General features: G+C 45.9%; 16 protein-coding genes. 8 read left to right on the forward strand and 8 right to left on the reverse strand.

Features of this window, described 5'->3' with window-relative positions; all coding sequences use genetic code 11:
- Positions 1 to 116 precede the first annotated feature (116 nt).
- The 3 genes from murB (at position 117) to QT994_RS04295 (ending at position 2,144) form a co-directional block, all read left to right on the forward strand.
- Positions 117 to 1,073 carry a UDP-N-acetylmuramate dehydrogenase gene (gene murB / locus QT994_RS04285; protein ID WP_333172059.1) on the forward strand — a complete coding sequence of 319 codons (957 nt, stop codon included), beginning with the start codon at positions 117 to 119 and terminating at the stop codon, positions 1,071 to 1,073.
- A 62-nt stretch (positions 1,074 to 1,135) separates the two neighbouring features.
- Complete coding sequence (locus QT994_RS04290) at positions 1,136 to 1,486, forward strand: YbaB/EbfC family nucleoid-associated protein (RefSeq protein WP_006634273.1); 351 nt, start codon at positions 1,136 to 1,138, stop codon at positions 1,484 to 1,486.
- A gap of 166 nt (positions 1,487 to 1,652) precedes the next feature.
- Complete coding sequence (locus QT994_RS04295; RefSeq protein WP_333172061.1) at positions 1,653 to 2,144, forward strand: low molecular weight protein-tyrosine-phosphatase; 492 nt, start codon at positions 1,653 to 1,655, stop codon at positions 2,142 to 2,144.
- A 3-nt stretch (positions 2,145 to 2,147) separates the two neighbouring features.
- Here the strand turns inward: QT994_RS04295 and QT994_RS04300 are convergent, their stop codons facing one another.
- Positions 2,148 to 2,864: a response regulator transcription factor gene (locus tag QT994_RS04300; RefSeq protein WP_333172064.1), complete on the reverse strand. Its 717-nt coding sequence runs from the start codon at positions 2,862 to 2,864 to the stop codon at positions 2,148 to 2,150.
- Between the two features lie 72 nt (positions 2,865 to 2,936).
- Entirely contained in the window at positions 2,937 to 4,529 is a 1,593-nt protein-coding gene (locus QT994_RS04305) for a glucose-6-phosphate isomerase (RefSeq protein ID WP_333172066.1), read from the reverse strand.
- A 466-nt stretch (positions 4,530 to 4,995) separates the two neighbouring features.
- Between QT994_RS04305 and dusB the strand changes: the two genes are divergently transcribed.
- From dusB to QT994_RS04320, 3 genes are all read left to right on the forward strand, one after another.
- Positions 4,996 to 6,006, forward strand: a complete 1,011-nt coding sequence (gene dusB, locus QT994_RS04310) for a tRNA dihydrouridine synthase DusB (RefSeq protein WP_242724764.1) — start codon at positions 4,996 to 4,998, stop codon at positions 6,004 to 6,006.
- Positions 6,007 to 6,105: 99 nt separating this feature from the next.
- Complete coding sequence (gene argF / locus QT994_RS04315; RefSeq protein WP_333172069.1) at positions 6,106 to 7,026, forward strand: ornithine carbamoyltransferase; 921 nt, start codon at positions 6,106 to 6,108, stop codon at positions 7,024 to 7,026.
- 160 nt (positions 7,027 to 7,186) lie between these two features.
- Positions 7,187 to 7,837 (forward strand): NAD(P)H-dependent oxidoreductase, encoded by a 651-nt coding sequence (locus tag QT994_RS04320; protein WP_333172071.1) that lies wholly within the window; start codon positions 7,187 to 7,189, stop codon positions 7,835 to 7,837.
- 228 nt (positions 7,838 to 8,065) lie between these two features.
- Here QT994_RS04320 and QT994_RS04325 read toward each other — a convergent pair whose 3' ends face one another.
- The 4 genes from QT994_RS04325 to QT994_RS04340 all read right to left on the reverse strand — a co-directional run bounded on the left by QT994_RS04325 (position 8,066) and on the right by QT994_RS04340 (position 12,081).
- Entirely contained in the window at positions 8,066 to 9,565 is a 1,500-nt protein-coding gene (locus tag QT994_RS04325) for a family 10 glycosylhydrolase (protein ID WP_333172073.1), read from the reverse strand.
- Positions 9,566 to 9,765: 200 nt separating this feature from the next.
- Complete coding sequence (locus QT994_RS04330) at positions 9,766 to 9,915, reverse strand: alpha-E domain-containing protein (RefSeq protein WP_445243867.1); 150 nt, start codon at positions 9,913 to 9,915, stop codon at positions 9,766 to 9,768.
- 4 nt (positions 9,916 to 9,919) lie between these two features.
- On the reverse strand, positions 9,920 to 10,720 hold the full coding sequence (locus QT994_RS04335; protein ID WP_333045006.1) for a hypothetical protein: 801 nt from the start codon (positions 10,718 to 10,720) through the stop codon (positions 9,920 to 9,922).
- The gene (locus tag QT994_RS04340; protein ID WP_333045005.1) at positions 10,717 to 12,081 is read right to left on the reverse strand and encodes an AAA family ATPase; all 1,365 of its coding nucleotides are present in this window, start codon (positions 12,079 to 12,081) and stop codon (positions 10,717 to 10,719) included. The genes QT994_RS04335 and QT994_RS04340 overlap by 4 nt, the downstream gene beginning before the upstream one ends.
- A 219-nt stretch (positions 12,082 to 12,300) precedes the next feature.
- On the opposite strand from QT994_RS04340, the gene QT994_RS04345 reads away from it, so the two are divergent.
- Positions 12,301 to 14,364, forward strand: coding sequence for an Eco57I restriction-modification methylase domain-containing protein (locus QT994_RS04345; RefSeq protein ID WP_333172075.1), 2,064 nt, complete (start codon positions 12,301 to 12,303; stop codon positions 14,362 to 14,364).
- Between the two features lie 134 nt (positions 14,365 to 14,498).
- Positions 14,499 to 15,863, forward strand: a complete 1,365-nt coding sequence (locus QT994_RS04350; protein WP_333172077.1) for an MFS transporter — start codon at positions 14,499 to 14,501, stop codon at positions 15,861 to 15,863.
- A 215-nt stretch (positions 15,864 to 16,078) separates the two neighbouring features.
- Here QT994_RS04350 and QT994_RS04355 read toward each other — a convergent pair whose 3' ends face one another.
- Both QT994_RS04355 and QT994_RS04360 read right to left on the reverse strand, forming a co-directional pair.
- A complete protein-coding gene (locus tag QT994_RS04355; RefSeq protein ID WP_333172078.1) occupies positions 16,079 to 17,437 on the reverse strand; it encodes a calcium-binding protein in 1,359 nt (452 codons plus the stop codon).
- Between the two features lie 215 nt (positions 17,438 to 17,652).
- The gene (locus QT994_RS04360; protein ID WP_333172080.1) at positions 17,653 to 19,014 is read right to left on the reverse strand and encodes a calcium-binding protein; all 1,362 of its coding nucleotides are present in this window, start codon (positions 19,012 to 19,014) and stop codon (positions 17,653 to 17,655) included.
- Positions 19,015 to 19,020: the final 6 nt, after the last annotated feature.

Raw genomic sequence — 19,020 nt, forward strand, 5'->3', positions numbered from 1 at the left:
CGTTGCACTTTGTGCCGAAACTTCTGTCGGGCGGCTCGCTCAAAGGGGCGACATAAGTTAGCTAAATGGATTTTAAACCACGTCTTCGAGCGAAGGTATTTTTAAGGATTTTCAAGATGGTGACTATCTCGAATGACTCCTCTGTTAAGGACAATCGGCGAGTGTATTCTCCTATTTCTTTGCGGGGAACTGATTGTAAGATTAACTCCCAAGTTTCGCTGGCGGGCCTGACTTCCTTCCGAGTCGGTGGCCCGGCCGAGTGGTACGTTGCTCCCCGCAGTATGGAGGCTTTGCAAGCGAGTTTTGCCTGGGCACACGATGAAGGGGTGCCGGTGACTCTGCTGGGTGCGGGTTCTAATTTGTTGGTGAGCGATCGGGGTTTGTCCGGTTTGGTCGTCGGCACTCGCTACCTGAAACAGGTGAATTTTAATCCTGAAACAGGTCAAGTTACAGCCGGGGCGGGGGAGTCAATTCCCCGCCTCGCTTGGTTGGCGGCTAAACGGGGCTGGAAAGGTCTAGAATGGGCAGTCGGCATACCGGGCAGCGTGGGCGGGGCTGTGGTGATGAATGCAGGCGCTCACAGAGGCTGTACTGCTGATATCCTGGTCAACGCTCGCGTTCTATCCCCTGATGGCAAGGTGGAAATTCTGACTCCCCAAGAGTTGGAGTACCGCTACCGGACTTCGGTGCTGCAAGGGGGCGATCGGCTGGTGACTGAAGCGACTTTTCAGCTAAAGCCCGGATTCGATCGATCGCAAGTAATGGCAGAAACTAATGACCATTTCAGCCAGCGGCGGACAACTCAACCTTACCACTTACCGAGCTGTGGCTCAGTCTTCCGTAACCCCGGCCCCAAGACGGCAGGTTGGTTCATCGAACAAGCGGGACTGAAGGGATATCAGATCGGAGGCGCACAAGTGGCTCAGCGCCATGCTAATTTTATTCTTAACTGCGGGTCGGCAACGGCCAATGATATTTTTCAAGTGATCCGCCACGTTCAACAGCAAGTCGAGCAGCGGTGGTCGCTGTTGTTGGAGCCAGAAGTTAGAATACTGGGAGAGTTTCCCTTCTAAGGCATCATTGAAGTAATACGGAAACGGCAGACTGCCAGCCCACACACCATCACAAAGTAGTTATGACAAAATCAGGACAAGGATTTGGCTTCGGCCTGGGAAAAATGAAAGAACTGACTGAAGCTTTCAAAAAAGCTCAGCAGGTTCAAGAAGGAGCTAAAAAGCTCCAAGAAGAGTTGGATGTAATGGAAATTGAGGGAACTGCCGGCGGCGGCTTGGTCAAGGTTTTTCTCAGCGGCAACCAAGAACCCCGCCGCGTGGAAATCTCGCCGGATGCTCTCGGTGAAGGTGCCGATGTGGTTTCTGAACTCGTCACGGTGGCGATGCAGGATGCTTACGCTAAGTCTACGATGACGATGCGGGAGAAAATGGAAGAACTTACCGGCGGACTGAATCTCCCCGGTTTCGGTTAGTCATTAGTCATCAGTCATTAGTTATTAGCTATCTGTGTTTAAAAATGGCTCTCTAGGTAATGACTGATTGATTTCTCTCAAGCACGAAACTTTGGGAAAAAGGGGAAAGGAAAAATTTTCTTTCTTCTTTTCCATGAAAAATTACTAATTACTAATTATCAATTAAATGTCTTATAAGTTATTGTTTGTCTGCCTCGGAAACATCTGCCGATCGCCCTCAGCAGAAAATATTATGAATCACTTAATTGAACAAGCTGGTTTGAGCGATCGCATCACCTGCGATTCTGCCGGAACTGCTAGCTATCACATTGGCAGTCCCCCTGACAGGCGGATGGCATTGGCGGCGAGGAAGCGAGACATTGAATTATTAGGCGAAGCCCGCCAATTTCAAAGGAAAGATTTTGAGAATTTTGATTTGATTCTGGCGATGGATAGGGAGAATTATCGGAATATTATTGCCCTCGATAATGCGGGAAAATATAAAAATAAAGTGCGGTTGATGTGCGATTTTTGCCAGAAATACGACCTTAAAGAAGTGCCCGACCCTTACTACGGCGGTCCCGAGGGATTCGATCGAGTAATTGATTTGCTGCTGGACGCTTCCCAGGGTTTGTTGGAGTACGTTATAAATCAGGAAAAATTAACAATTACCAATTAACAATTACCAATTACCGACTAAATGGTGTTCCATCGCAAAGCGAACGAGTTCTGCACGGTTGTTACTTTGTGTTTTTCTGAACAAGCTGCTGACGTGCTTTTCGACGGTTCGGGGGCTGAGGTGGAGCCGATCGCCTATTTGAATATTAGAAAGACCTTCTGTCAGCAAATCTAGCACTTCTCGCTCTCGCTGAGTCAAACTCGGAGCATTTTGGCTGGGAGAGGGGCGATCGTCCGTTTCTGACTTTTGAGTAAAAAAATCCGCTTCAGGCTTGCCATTGGCTCTGCTGCGTGCCTCTGTTGGCGTTGGCTCGGGTTCCGGGGAACGAGAGGGGGCCTGAGCGATTAGAGCGTAGCGATCGAGCAAAGAGCGAATAACCGCCCCCAATTCCTGGAGTTCAAAAGGCTTAGCCAGATAATTGTCGCACCCCATCTGATAGCCGCGAATCCGTTCCTGCGTGCTCGTGCGTTCCGTCAAAAAAATCACTGGCAGCAAGCGGAAAGCGGGACGAGTCCGAACTCGCCGCACGAATTCGTAGCCATCCATCTCCGGCATTGTAATGTCGGTAACAATCAAGTGGGGCTGAAATTCATCTACCAAGCCTAAAGCTTCTTTGCCGTTCTCAGCAGCGATTACAGAGTATCCGGTAATTTCCAGATAATCGGTAATTGACAAGCGAGTCGCGAAATCGTCGTCAGCAACCAGAATCGTTAAGGGCATGGGGGGAAAGTTAAAATTAAACATTAAAAATTAAAAGTGAAATGAGTCACTTTTAATTTTTAATTCTACTGTTTAATTTTCTTGATAACTGGCAGTTAAAGTAGCGGGTTGCCCTAATTTTCCCTCCAAAGCTACGCCGCGCCCGTTGGCTGCCAAATGCCGCAGAGTTTTGTAAATTGTCTCGATTTGCTCGGGTTTTCCTGCTTTTTTGGCTATTTCTGCTACAGAAAGAGGTTTTTGGGCGTCTTTGAGCACTTGCAGTACCCGTTGCTGCAAGTCCAATACAGCAGCGGCTGCTTTTTTGCCTGCTTCAACCCCTGGTTGGTGATAGGCATTGACATTCACCAAGGAACCGTAAAAACCTACGGCTCTTTCGTAGAGGGCGATTAATGCTCCTACTGTCCGAGGGTTGACTTGGGGAATTGTGACAGTAATGGAATCTCGGTGATTTTCGTACAAAGCTTGTCGAGTTCCCTGCAACAAACCCGACAAATAATCTCCCGAAGTGACGCCTGTTTCTACTTCTGGGGAAATGCCTTGCCTGTCTTGCAAAACTTCGATAAATGTTAGGAAGAAATTCGGCACGCCGTCTCGCAGTTGCTGGACGTAGGCGTGTTGGTCGGTGCTACCTTTGTTGCCGTAAACTGCGATTCCTTGATGAACTGTGTTGCCGTCTAAATCTTCCTGTTTGCCGATCGATTCCATGACTAATTGCTGCAAGTAGCGACTGAACAATAGTAGTGAATCTTTATACGGCAAAACTACCATATCTTTTTCGCCCCGTCCGTTGCAGGCAAAATACCAACTCATGGCTAACAGGGCGGCGGGATTGTTTTTAACGTCGGGAATTCTGGTAGCTTCGTCCATCACTTTAGCGCCGTCGAGCATCGCCAGAATGTCGATGCCTTGCAAAGCTGCTGGCAAAAGCCCTACTGCTGAGAGTTCCGAAGTGCGCCCTCCCACCCAGTCGGCCATCGGGAAGCTGCTAATCCAGCCTTCGGATTTGGCTAAGTTGTCTAGTTTGCTGTCTGTTCCAGTGATCGCAACTGCCTGTTTGGCGAAGTCGAGTTTTTGGGCGGCGAAGGCTTTTTGAACTTCGATCATCCCGTTGCGGGGTTCGGGGGTGCCGCCGGATTTGGAGATAGTAATTACTAGGGTGCTGGCGAGTTTGTCTTTGATTTTGTTAAGGATGCGATCGATCCCAGCGGGATCTGTGTTGTCGATAAAATGAATTGCTAGGGGCGGAATGTCTGGGGATAAAGCTTCGGAGACAAATTGGGGACCCAACGCGGAACCACCGATGCCGATCGAAATTATGTCGGTAAATTGCGGAGCAAAGGGCGGTTTAATATCGCGGTTTTGAACTTTTTTGACAAATGTTTCGACTTGTGCTATGCCTTCGACTATTTCTTGTTTTAATTCTGGAGTGGGAGCTAAATCGGGGTTTCGCAACCAGTAGTGGCCCACCATGCGGTTTTCGTCGGGATTGGCGATCGCACCTGCTTCCAAAGCTGCCATGTCTTTGAAAGCTTTGTCAAATTTGGGCTTCAGTGCTGCTGCGAAAGCGTCGTCGAATCCCATGCGGCTGATATCGAGGTAAAGTCCCAATCCCTCGTGATAGTAAAGCCAGTCTTGATAGCGTTGCCAGAGTGCTGCGGCGTCCATAGGAATTCTCTACAATTTTTTTAATGTTCGATTGGCGTCGTCAGGAATCCACCAATTGTAGTTTAAAACGATCTGATGTACGGCTTTTGCAGAATCCCAATAAATTTAAGCATTAGTCGTCTGAAGGCAGCCGGAGCCGAAGGCAGCCAGAGCATTCGGCATAATTAAACAAGAAAAATAGGACTGGCGCAACACTCTTAGTAGGTAGATACCTCATTAATGGTCACAGCCCATAGAGAGATCGAAGAGGCACAGAGATTTAAGTGTAGTCGGTGTTGGCGTTTGAGTCCTGGTTTCACAATATTCAAATTCGGGCGATCGGACTCGGTAAAATAGGCATTGCGCTCAGGTTAAATATACTTTTAGCTGTCACTCAATAATCGGCTAAAAGTATATTTAACAACGGTCAACTATCTGAAGTGTAGTATAATAATATACAGATATTAGAATTAAAGTGCGATCGACTATGCTTGCTCTATCTCCAGAATTAAAAGAAAGGTTAGCAACTCCGCTCAAAATCGGCGATTTTGAAGTTAAAAGCCGCGTCCTGCAATCGCCCTTATCCGGCGTTACCGATTTGGTATTTCGCCGCCTAGTGCGCCGCTACGCGCCGGATTCGATGATGTACACGGAAATGGTGAACGCTACGGGTTTGCACTACGTGAAGCAACTGCCGAGAATTATGGAAGTTGACCCGAACGAACGACCGATTAGCATTCAATTGTTTGACTGCCGGCCGGATTTCTTGGCAGAAGCGGCGCAGAAAGCAGTGGCAGAAGGAGCGGATACAGTTGATATTAATATGGGCTGTCCGGTTAACAAAATTACTAAAAACGGCGGCGGTTCTTCCCTGCTGCGAGATCCGGAAACGGCCGAGGCAATTGTGCGGGCTGTTGTGGAAGCGGTAGATGTTCCTGTCACGGTTAAAACTAGGATTGGTTGGACGGACAAAGAAATTAATATTTTGGAATTTGCGAAGCGGATGGAAGATGCGGGAGCAAAAATGATTACCGTACACGGCCGCACTCGATCGCAAGGTTACACCGGTCCAGCAAAATGGGAGTGGATTCGCCGTGTGAAAGAAGTTTTATCGATTCCAGTTATTGCTAACGGGGATATTTTTTCAGTGGAAGCAGCGATGCGATGTCTGGAAGAAACCGGCGCCGATGGAGTGATGTGTTCGCGGGGAACTTTGGGCTATCCTTTTTTGGTTGGAGAAGTTGATTATTTCTTGAAAACTGGTGTGGAAAAGATAGCTCCGACACCAATTGAACGTCTCGAATGTGCTAAGGAACATTTGCGGGCTTTGTGGGAATATAAAGGTGAAAGCGGTGTTTGCCAAGCGCGCAAGCACTTAACCTGGTATGCTAAGGGTTTCCCCGGCGCTGGGGAATTGCGGGGCGTGTTGGCTGTGGTAGAAACGGTTGAACAAGGTTGCGATTCGATCGATCGCGCGATCGAGCAATTGCCCGCATAAACCTTACCCGCAGATGTCAACTAGGGATTACAGAAACAAAATTCACCTCTGCGGGCTAAGATTTAAGACACAGTTAAAAATTTGTGTGTGGGGGAAAGCATGGATTCCTTAAAAGGGCGAGATTTATTAAGTCTGGCAGATTTAAGCATTGACGAATTAAATTATTTGCTGGATCTAGCAGCTAGTTTAAAATCGGGAATGGTCAAGCTGAAACGCAATAAAGTTCTCGGTTTGTTATTTTCCAAAGCTTCAACGCGAACGCGGGTAAGTTTTACGGTGGCAATGTATAAATTGGGAGGGCAAGTGATTGACCTCAATCCCAACGTTACACAAGTCAGCCGCGGTGAACCTTTGGTAGATACAGCCCGGGTTTTAGACAGATATTTAGACATTTTGGCGATTCGGACTTTCGAGCAAAAGGATTTAGTAACTTTTGCCAACTATGCGAAAATTCCTGTAATTAATGCACTGACAGATGACGAACATCCATGTCAAGTGCTGGCGGATTTAATGACAGTTAAAGAGTGTTTTGGCAAGCTAGAAGGATTGACGCTGACTTATTTAGGCGACGGTAACAACATGGCAAATTCGCTGATGTTGGGCTGTGCAATGACGGGAATGAATGTAAGAATTGCTTGCCCTCAAGATTTCCAGCCGAATGCTGAGATAGTGGAAAAAGCTAAGAATATTGCTAATGGAAAAACAGAAGTTACTGTGACGGCGGACGCAGAAGCTGCAGTGAAGAATGCTCAAGTAATTTATACTGATGTTTGGGCGAGTATGGGACAGGAAGAGGAAGCAAAAATCAGGATTCCTTTGTTTGAACCCTATCAGGTAAATAAACAATTGCTGAAGTTAGCAGATAAGAATGCAATTGTATTGCACTGTTTGCCCGCACACCGGGATGAAGAGATTACGGATGACGTGATTGAGGGCAGTCAATCGCGCGTTTGGGCTCAGGCAGAAAATCGGATGCACGCTCAGCAAGCTTTGCTGGCAAGCATTCTGGAAAGCGATTAGGAATTAGCTAAAAATTAGTCTGTCGGGGGATCAAATCGACCTGCTCGCTACTTCTTGCAGACGGCTTCCGTTATCATTTCATTTGAAGCAGGATTATTTGCAACCAGCCTGTAATTATCCGTTTCAACCATGATTAATTGCAATCTCTTAAGTAAAAGAAATGAATCACATTACTACGACAGACTTACTCGAAAATCTCAAATGGCGATATGCCACCAAACAGTTCGATCCAGCCAAAACAATAGCTCCAGAAATCTGGACAGCTTTAGAAGATGCGTTAGTGTTAACACCATCTTCTTATGGGCTTCAACCTTGGAAATTTCTGATTATTACCAGCTCGGAACTTAAAGAACAGCTCAAGCCCCTCTCCTGGAATCAGTCACAGGTTACTGATTGCTCTCATTATGTGGTGTTCGCGATTAAAAAGAATCTCACTGCCGAGGATGTCGATCGCTTTATAGCTCGCACTGTCGAGCTGCGGGGCGGGACTGTAGAGGCAATGGCAGGATATCGGAGTCTAATCGTCAGTGACTTGGTTGATGGTGGCCGCAGTTTTAATATCAATGACTGGTCAACCCGCCAAACTTATATTGCACTGGGCAACTTTATGACCAGTGCTGCATTGCTTGGTGTTGACACCTGTCCAATGGAAGGAATTGAACCTGTCAATTACGATCGCCTGTTGGGTCTTTCTGCAAAAGGCTTTACTACCGTCGTAGCTTGTGCGGCTGGCTATCGCTCTGAAGCAGATAAGTATGCTTCACTCGCAAAAGTAAGATTCCCTAAGTCAGAAATCTTAGAAACTTTATAGAACCCATTTGGTGTCTTCTTGAGCGAACTATATGGTTTTGAGGGGAGCATTTTACCAGAGGATTTAATACCAGAGTCAGGACTTTAAGCTAACAGGCATCAAACCAGATACAACCTAGATACCTCAAAGGATTGTGAGACCACAAAAAGATCCTAAATGGGTTCTATAAACCCGGGATACGCTGTAAGTCGATCGCAATAACGCACCTCGGCGCACCCTAAAAAGATATTAAGAGGCTCCGAAATTCACTTTTGTGACTTCACCTGCGAGAACATTAACAGTTTGTTGAATTTGACTTCCGTCAACTTTCAACTGATAAGTTCCCGGAGAAAGCTCGATCGCCCCAAACCATCCTTTACCATCCGCGCGCAGTTGACGCACCTTGCCAGCAGCATCGATCGACTGCAATGTCAAGCTTGCACCGTCGCAAGTTCGATCGCACCGCTGCAAATTTCCGGCGATCGCACCTGTAGTCGGCCGCGACTTCCAAGGCATATCGGGAACCGCTGCTGCTGTCGCCCACACAGGCTGAGTTTCATAAGTTTTGCCCGTCGCAGCATCAACGTATTGACTCGGCTGCGAAAGCGCGGTGTAAAACAAATCGTTGCTTTGAGGAACGTATTTCCAAGGCTGACGGGGCAAATCACCGCTACCGCCCGATCGCAGTTCCACATTCGTGTACACGTTGCTGCTAGCGTAGGAATAGAGGACCGTACCTGCGACGTGATTTCCTTTCGCAGACGGCTGTTCGGCGCGACGGATCTGGCCTAGAGTGTCTTCGATGTAGTTGAGGTAATTGCCGGGGCCGATCGCAATTTGGCGGTTGTACTGGTGGTCTTTGGCGAACTCGATCCAGTGGTCATAAGCGAGTTTTTGCGATGGTTTGTACTCGCGCTGGTAAGTCATCGGCATCGCCATGTCTAAGATCCCTTCTTCCAGCCAAGCGCGCCAATCTTGCAATACTTCTTTGTAAGGCTGGGTTTGATACCATCCTGCATCGTTTTTCGGGCCGTCGCCCCAGGCGATCGTGGCGGCGGTAATTTTAACACGCGGTTTGATTGCAAGGCTTTCTACATAAAGCTTCCGCACTAAATTTGTCACCTGATCGCGCCGCCACTGCATCCACACGGGATCGGTGGGTGCGGGTTTGCCCGATCGACCTGTTTGCTGATTGAAACGGGCGATCGCAGTCGGATTGTAGCCCCAAGTCGGCCCACCGTAGCGCACATAATCCAACTGTACACCGTCCACATCGTAGCGCTTGAGCAAGTCCAAATAGACGGAAACAGTATAATCTACGGCGTCTGGATGGCCGGGATCGAGGAAACCGGGTGATTCCCCCCCGTAAGTCAGCATTGCCCAATTGTCGCGGCCCGGGGCCGAAGGCCCGTGTTGTTGCCAAACGTGACCGGCGGGAAGTTTGCTGCCCGAAACCACTGGCAGCGTCACCATCCAAGCGTATACTTCAATGCCTGCGGCGTGGGCTTTGTCAATCACATCTTGCAGTGGATCGAAACCCGCCGGAACGTTGGGATCGAGGGTGCGGGGTTCGATCGCACTCGTGTAAAAGGCATCGCCACGGCGGCGGACTTGGGCGACGATGGCGTTGGCATTTGCCCGCTGCGCGTCTGCGATCAATTTTGTGACTTCTTGAGGGGTTTTGAAGCCGGGGTTGAAGGCGTCCACCCAGAAGGCGCGAAATTCGGCGGTTTGGGTTTGCGGGGGCATAGTTGCGATTGCCCGGGAGGGGAACCAGTTTGAGAACCAACCAGGAGTCAGCAGAAAACTAATTGTTAAGCCAATCAGGAACAAGCTTGACAAAAAGAATGTTTTGGTCTTTCGCATGAGAAATGTGTGAGAGAGCGTTTAACAGTCCTTTACGGACTTTTGGTTTGAGCGTCCGCTTGACATTTTCGCACAAGGGTACATTAATTGGGCAGATCGGTAAATAGTTGAGTAATACCGCTGGGAGAGTCGAGAATGAGATTAAAAGTGACCTCGGCAAAATGGGCGATATTTTCCGATCTTTCAATATAGCGGTTGAGCCAGTAAATTGAATCCGCTACACCACTTAACATAGTTTTACAGGCTAAATACGGTTTTAATGATTTTCATTTTGGCTGTATCAATGCCGCATTCAAGTTTGGAAATTGGACTGAGGGTTTTCCACTTGCCTTTATTCGCGGTGAAGATAGCATCGGCTGTTTTTTCGGCATCAATCTTATCAAAGCCTCCTATTTTATTAGTGTATAAGTAATTGAGACGATCGAAAATTTCATCTCTTGATGCACGTTTCACGCTAACTGCTTCAGGCGGTGGCGGCGGTGGCGCGAGTGGAGCAGGCGGCGAGAGATAGAATACTTTTGCTAAAGCATCTAACTTTTTACCCTTAGTAATGGAACATTTTAAGCTGGTAACAGGGTTAAAGTTTGACCAGGTTTCTCGATCGGCTGCTGAAATGCGATTAGTCGCTACAATGACATCCAATCCCTTCAATGCACTTCCTGGTTCTGCAACCAAATATCTAAGTGCAGCAAGAATAGTATCTCTTGATGCTGTGCTAAGGTTAACTTTGGGTATTACTTCCCTTGCCAAAATTTTAGCTTGCTCAATGTTTTTAGATTCGGGTTCAATGATTATGCACCAGACTCGCTCTAGTTCAGCTTGTTGAGCGACTGCATAAATAAAGGAATTGCTGACTACTTGATATTGATAATCACCTGTTTCTTTAACAATCACAGGAATCCAATTGTGTCCACCACCTTGCAGAACTGCCTCGGCTGCGGCGGTGATGATAAACTCAGATTCAGAGCATGGTTCCCCTGGTTCAATATCAGCTAATGGCAGGTGCATCAGCTTACCGATGTCATCATACTTACTCATCCTAAGAAATACTCCTTAATTAGACCAGAATAGTGTTCTAAAGCGATCTTGTTGAGAAAGACAGCGGGAATGTGAGAGAAGGCAGCATTAGCCACACTAGCATAACTGGGAATACTGAAGATAGTTTTAATATCTTTTCCACTTGTAGATTTAGGCCAATAATATGGTAGCAGATCAAAACCATCTTTTTTAGCTTGATTAATTATTTTTCCAATTTCCTGATTTGCTGTCTGAAGGCCAGGATCTGTGAGCTTCTCTCCATTGAAAAAGATGGGTAGGGCAATTGGCCCACCATCTGCTCTTTCTTGTTTAATTTCAGGAATAAACTGCGTAATCACCCTAGCTGCATTGTGTAGTGAGGCTAATCCATTATGCTTGGTAGGGATGAGAACAACATCAGAGGCATAAACACTGCTTTGGCTGAAAAATAACCATTGGGTAGGGCAATCAATCAATATGTAATCATATTTAAAAACAAAAGGTTTAAGGATATCTCGCAATCTTTTTGGACCTTTTTGAATTTTTGATTCAGCTAGACGCTGATCGGTAAAGTCTTCCATGTCCTCACTTGATGGAATCACGTCAAAAAAATGTAGAAGTTTTCCGGGCTTGTCACTGTGAGTAAAATGAACCACTGTTTTGTTAACATCTGCTTTTGTATCAGTCAAACAGTCAGATAAAGTAATAGTTCCTACGTCTAGCCCAAGAGTTCTAGTTAAATCTCTTTGTGAATCAAAATCAACTACTAGAACCTTCTTTTTCTGTTTTCGCAAAATTGCTGCTAAATTGAGCGTTGTTGTCGTTTTGCCCACTCCTCCTTTATTGTTATAGATACAAACCGTCAATGCCTGGGGCGGGTTGTCAATCAAAGATTTGATATGTTGGACAATGGCACTAATATTACTTTTGTTAATCAGAGTGCAAGCAGTTGCTGGAATTACAACTTTCCCATGCCTCCGAAATAACTGGATATGAATGCCATTAGTAATAATGCCCCATTGAGCCGTTTGGCAGTTAGGAGATAGCAGATATCTTTTAATCTGTTCCCTAGACTCGTTATATTTGGGAGTACCTTCCGCTAAGTTAATTTTAGATCCTGTCGCTATTGCCCGTCCCTTGCCTTCAACAAGTAAGTAGGGAGCGACAGGAGAGAACAAAAACTTCTCACTCTCAGTATTTTTACGCGCTGCGAAATCTACTTTCTGAGCACCCTGACCTGTTGGAAACTGTGGAAACTGGTCATTTTTAGTGAATCCAAGTGCTTCTATTAGAACCGACACAAATTGAGAGTTGACGATCGCTTCAATGGCATTCTCTGGAATGCTATCTAAAACTTGACCCCAGTTGATAGTTGTCATCATTTACAGTTAGATACTTAAGTAAAATCATAACGCTTGGTTTCAGTTTGTGTCATCGTTAGCTACCTCCCGCTCTAGCTATATGAACAGTCAACATACTTTTGGATAAGTTATATATTTTATAGTGCGCTTGACATTTTCGCACATCGGTGCAATTTTGGGCGAAAATACACTGAACAGGCGATCCTCTTCGAGGGTTTCGCTAACGCACTTTTTGAACAAATGATAGTACCGCACTTTCAAACGCTAGCCCTTCCGGGTAACAGCTACTCAACTGCAAGCAATTTACTCGATCGAGTAGATGGCTGGCGCCAAGAAGCAACCCGAAAGTTGCAGCAAAGCCAGAGAGGAGAAAAGGGACAATTTTTAACACCTTCCTCCGTCGCAAGTTTGATGGCGGGAATGTTTGAATTTAACTGTCCCGATATATCGCTTTTAGATGCCGGTGCAGGAATTGGTTCCCTGTTAGCAGCCGTTGTTGGCGAGCTTTGTCAGCGCCCAAACAAACCGCGTAGCCTGCACATTACAGCTTATGAAATTGACATTATTTTGATTGAATACCTCAAGCAAACCTTAGAATTGTGCAGTATAGAATGTCAGCGTTGTGGGATATTTTTTACCTGTGAGGTTCGCGAAATTGATTTTATTCAAGACAGCGCCGAGATGTTGCAGCCCAATCTATTTACACAGCCAGTAAAACGGGAATTTACCCATGCAATTATCAATCCTCCCTATGCCAAAATAGACGCTAAATCCCAAGCCCGAACCTTGCTGCGTTCTATAGGACTAGAAACCAGCAATCTCTACGCTGGCTTCACAGTTGCTGCCGCTCACCTGCTAAAACCAAACGGTGAATTAGTATCGATTACTCCCCGCAGCTTTTGCAACGGTTTATACTTTCGAGATTTCCGCAAAGTATTCCTTCAAATGATGGCTTTACGCCAAGTACACATCTTTGAATCCCGACAGTTGCCATTTCGCGATGATGCGGTGCTGCAAGAAACTATTATTGTGCGCGCCACCAAACAAATAGAACAGCCAGATACTGTACTAATTACCTCAAGCAGCAGCGTGGGCGACGACCTGGTTTTGTCTCACCAACTACCCTATACCGCCCTAATTAATCCTAAAGACTCCGAGCAATTTATTCGGATTTTACCGGATTCTGTCAGCCAGAAAGTAGTCGAGCAAATGGCTCAATTTACTTGCACCCTAGAGGAATTAGGCTTAACAGTTTCTACGGGAAAAGTTGTAGATTTTCGTGTTCGCTCTGACTTGCGACTAAAACCTGAAAACGGTACAGTTCCGCTGATTTATCCCGCACACTTCTCGGCTGGCGGTGTTGAATATCCCACAGCAACGAGAAAGCATCAAGCTTTAGCGGTCACCGAAAAAACTGCTGCACTTCTCGTACCTAACGAACATTATGTTTTGAGCAAGCGCTTCTCGTCAAAGGAAGAGAAAAAGCGAATTGTTGCAGTTGTGTGGGATGCCAATAAAATTAATAGCTCTAGCGTGGGTTTTGAGAACCATTTGAATTACTTTCACCAACAGGGACGCGGATTAGACCTCACCCTGGCGCGGGGATTGGCCGTTTATCTAAATTCGAGTTTGGTAGATGCGTTTTTCCGACTGTTCAACGGACACACTCAAGTTAATGCTACGGATTTACGCAATTTGAAGTATCCTAATCTAGAGCAATTACTTTTACTTGGCGCTCACATAGGAGAAATATTTCCTACACAGCGGGAGCTCGATCAACTTGTGGAGAGACAACTGCTTAACGATCCGAATCCGTTAGAAAATAGCCCAATGACAATCAAGAACCGTATTGATGAATCTCTAGAAATACTTGCAGCGCTGGGTTTTCCAAAAGGTCAGCTTAACGAACGTTCCGCCTTAACCCTTCTGGCTTTGCTTGACCTCAAGCCAAAGGATGCTTGGGAATTGGCAAAATCTCCACTTCGGGGAATCACACCAATTATGGAATTTATGGCTCAGCAATACGGTAAAAATTATGCGCCAAATACGCGGGAAACTGTGCGCCGCCAAACGGTGCATCAGTTTCTCGATGCAGGTTTAATTGTTGTTAATCCTGACAGTCCCGAACGTCCGGTGAATAGTCCAAAAACTGCATATCAGATAGAAGAAAGTGCTTTAGAACTGCTGCGAACTTATGAGACTTCTGACTGGGACAAGAATGTTCGCGCTTACCTCGTTCATTTTAACGGAGAAAATCTTTTGCAGGCTTATTCAAAAAACAAAAATAGTTTTGACTCTGAATGATGCTAAAATGCACTATTTATATGGCAGCCGCTGGCATCGGAATGGCATATACTGTGATGCCATGGATTGAATTGACCGGAATTGTCGATCGCACTCAGTAAATCAAATAAGTAAGTAGGTAAAATATCTCTGCAATGGAAAAAAAGCATAACGCTGGATTGTGGGTATCAGTATTATACTTCGCTCAAGGTCTCCCTTACACCGTCGTTAATTTAATGTCGGTGATTTTTTTGAAAGGTATGGGAACCAGCAACGAGCTCATCGGATTGACAAGTCTTTTGTCTTTTCCCTGGGTATTAAAAGGTTTGTGGGGGCCAGTTGTTGATTTGTATTCCACCAAACGCAAATGGATTTTAGCAACCGAAATCATTTGTGCTTTTCTGTTTGCTTTCCTAGCTTTTGGCGTATTAACGCCCGCACCGATTATTATATCGCTTGTGATCTTTACGGCGATCGCCTTTGTGTCAGCTACTCACGACATCGCCATTGACGGATTTTATTTAAACACTCTCAATAAAGACCAGCAAGCCTTGTTTGTCGGGGTTCGCAACACGGCTTATAGAGGTGCTGTCATTGCGGGTAGCGGTTTATTGGTGTTCTTAGCCGGCAAACTGGCAGAACAGCATTTAGTCACCGGAAATACAGGCGACACCAAAACATATCAAAACATTCCGCTGTCACTTTTCGGTTCGGATTTTAGCGTGTCTGCGCTTAACTACGGATGGGCGACAGCCTTTGGTATTTGTGCGATTATATTTGTGCTGATATATCTCTTTCAGCGGTGGTATCTTCCCTATCCTAGAAATTACGCTCTGGAATCCGGCGCCCCCCAACAAACAACAAGCTTTATCGAAGCCTTTAAAACTTATTTTCAGCAAGATAAAATTGGTTGGATTGTTACTTATGTCTTAATTTTTAGGTTAGGCGATGCCTTGACGTTTAAAATGGCTCCGCCATTTTTAATGGATAAAGTGGAGAAAGGAGGATTAGCAGTTTCTACATCGGACATGGGTCTGTTATCCGGTACCATCGGGGTAATGTTTCTGTTAATTGGAGGGTTGCTGGGCGGCTATTTGATTGCAAAACAAGGGTTGAAAAAATGGATGTGGCCGACGGCAATTCTGCAAAATTCAACTAACGTGCTGTATTGGCTGTTGGCAATCAATCAACCGGGGATTGAATGGGCTTATGCTGTAAACTCGATCGAGCAATTTACTTACGGACTTGGCGTAGCTGCCTATACAGTGTTCTTGATGCGGACTGTCCGCCCTGAATACGAAGCATCCCACTACGCGATTACAACCGCCTTCATGGCCGCCGGAGTGCTGATTCCTGGCGTTTTTAGTGGCTACTTGCAGGCCAATCTCGGCTATCAAAATTATTTTTTGATGAGCGCGCTGGCTGTGATTCCCGGTATGATGACCATTTTCTTTTTGCCACTAGAAGATGAGAAAAAATTAGCATCCATGCCCAGACCTGGACTGGACGATTTCGATTAATATCAAGTCCGGTCGCTATAATTATCAGGTCCGGGCGGGGCGGGTTTACCCATGTCTGCACTTTTTTTTCGAGATTTCGGTGAACCCGCCCTTGGAGGAATATTGATGTTTTTAATCATGGAAGAGTATAAATTGTGCGTGTTTGTTTTCCTAAAATAAAATAAGGACACAACATTGTTATGTCCCTACGAAATATCTCTATTGCCAACGCCCAACTAAATCGCAATAAAATCAGTGGCTGTTAGCCGACTACTTAGAATGCCAGGAATACTGGCAAGAACTTCGCCATTACGGGCTAGTTCAATCGTCGTTGAAAAATCTCCTTCAGTAACTCTCACTTGGTTGAAGGTCAAACCTCCGCTCAAACCGATTAAATCTTGACCCTTTTGAAAGTCTACAAGTGTATCTGTACCGGCACCAGATCCTAACACCAATACGTCGCGTCCAGCGCCACCAATTAAGAGATCCGCACCCCCTCCGCCAATGAGCGTATCGTCTCCTTCTCCACCGTTCAAATAGTCATCCCCTTTGCCACCTAATACCAGGTCGTTGCCGATGCCAGCGCTGATAATATCGTTGCCTTTGTTGCCGTTGAGAGTGTCGTTTCCCCCATTGCCAGTGATAATATCGTCCCCTGCCAAACCTGATGCTGTATTGTTGGCATCGTCGCCGACTAAACTATTAATTTGGGATAGATCGAGAGCAGTTTGAATTGCCCTAAAATTTCCAAAAAAGCCTTTTCCGGGAGTGGTTCTCAATTGCTCTACTGTGCTGCGCGATTGCAGCGCATCTCCAAATTCTGGCAATGCAAAGTCTAAGCCAGCTAACAGTTCTAAATAATCTGAATCTGTAAAAGTGAAACCAGAGCGGTTCAACTGGTCTACAGAGATTTCTGCCTGAGTCAAGCCGGGCGGTGGAGATGTTAACAAACCGCTTTGGCCGTGCTTGTCCAGGACAAGTAGCGGGTTGATAATCGGGTTAGTAAATGTTTGAAGAACTACTTTTCCCGGTAGGAAAGCTTCTCCTCCCAAACTAACAAAATCGCCGCTAACTATGTAGTGAGTTACATTTTTTCCGGCGCCGACTTTCTGCTTAAATGTATTGACTGTACTCTGACTAACTCCGGGAGAATTGAAGGTGACAACATCTCCGATCGCAGATGTGAATTCTGTTGCGGCTAACTGCGTTAAAGCACCGCCCAAGCTGTGTCCGAGAAGGTCTGGGGGCAAGCGACGAGGGTTTTTTGCTGTGTCTTGACCGATTTGTGTCAGCCAATTTCCTAATGCTTGTTTGTTGGCTTCAAATTGGTTGAAACCGACGCCGCGCTTGTCTGCGTTGGCAAGATCGTCTGTGGGCGAGTCAGTGCCACGAAATACCAAAACAGGGGGTTTGTCTGGGGTGGTGGAAATTAAGCCGATCGCGTGAAATCCAGTTCCGGGATCGTCAAAGGTGCGATCGATTTGGTAGCCAGCAGCCGTCAAACCTGTTTGAACTAAGGTTTGAGACTGGGGGTTGTTATCTATGTAAACAATTTGCTTAGCTATAGTTTCGTAAGCGGCGGGGGAGGAGGGCATATTTTTTTATTTCCTGTCGTTAGATTGGGAATTAGTGTTTAAGCTACTTAATTAATTTTACTGTAAACTCCGGTTATTAACCATATTAATTGCTCATATTTCGTTCCTTTGTAGGGGCTGATTTAGCAGAAATTTTTTGTGAATAAAAACAATGTTGCTACCAAACCCACCCCGGTTTCGCGCCCCCACAACTACAAATTTTTCTCGCCCTAAAGCTATACAAAATCTACCCGCGTAATATCGCTTGCCATTACGCCTCTGAGACTAGCAAGAATTTCACCAGTAATCGGGATAGTAATTAAAGCTCCGTCAGCACCTTGGGTTACTCTAATTTGAGGAAAAGTTAGACCCCGCGACAGTGTAATTAAATCTTGACTATCTTGAAAATCTACAATCACATCGGCGCCGCCACCTGATTCCAATACAAAGCGATCGCGCCCCGCGCCACCCATTAAAAAATCGTTGCCAAACTCGCCGGAAATCAAATCATTTCCGTCGCCACCGTCCAAATAATCGTTATCTCTGCCGCCGTACAAGAAGTCGTCGCCCTCACCACCGATGATGCTGTCATTACCTCGATTGCCTCTGAGAGTATCGTTACCGCGGTTGCCGATAACTGTATCCTCTCCCGGGCCGCCGGTAGCAGTATTGTTGCGATCGTCCCCTGATAAATAATTGGGTTGTAAGGGAGCTAAACCATATTGCATTTGTCTGATTAACTGCACGAAAGAAAATTCGGGTGCTGTTCTCACACTCTCTGCACCGCCTCTGGTTCTGATGGCTACTGACACATTGGGCAAGGCCAAATTCATCGCAGCGATAAACTCGTTAAAATCTGAATCGTTGTTATAAATAAATTCGGGACTGTTTAATTGTTCTACGGAAATTTGTCTCTGCAAAAAACCCACGGGCGGAGTAGTTAACAAATTTTCAGTTCGATGTTTTGCCAAAACAGTTAAGGGATTAATACTCGGATCTGTAAAACTTTGGATAAATACTTTACCCGGAATAAATGCTTCCCCAAACAAGCTGACGAAATCTCCGCTGACAATGTAGTGAGTGACATTTTTGTTGCCTGCCCTGCTGAGATTTTTCCGAAAAGTGTTGAATGTACTCGCTGAGACTCCCGGAGAGTTGAAAGTAAAGATATCTCCGGTCAGAGATGTGTATTCGGTTGCTACAAGTTGAGCGACGGCTCCGCCCCAACTGTGCCCGATGACATCGGGCAATAATTTGCTGGGATTTTTAGCAGTATTTTGACCTATTTCTGTCAGCCAATTTTTGATATTATCTTTGTTCTTTTCAAATTCAGGTAAACCAATGTCTCGGGAGTCGGAAAATATAGCGTCGCCGTCGATGAAATCTGTACCTTTAAATACGAGGGCTGGCGGTTTTTGGGGATCGAGTGAACCGAACCCGATCGCATAAAAGTTTGTTTCTGGGTCGTCGAATATGCGATCGATATAGTAGCCATTAGTATCTAGGAAACGCGAAACTTCATTTTGTGCGTTCGGTTTTTGATTCAAAAAAACAATTGACTTAGCCAGAGCTTCATAAACAGCAGGCGAGGCACTCATAATATT

Source organism: Microcoleus sp. S13_B4, from assembly GCF_036700885.1.
Classification (GTDB): Bacteria; Cyanobacteriota; Cyanobacteriia; order Cyanobacteriales; family Microcoleaceae; genus Microcoleus.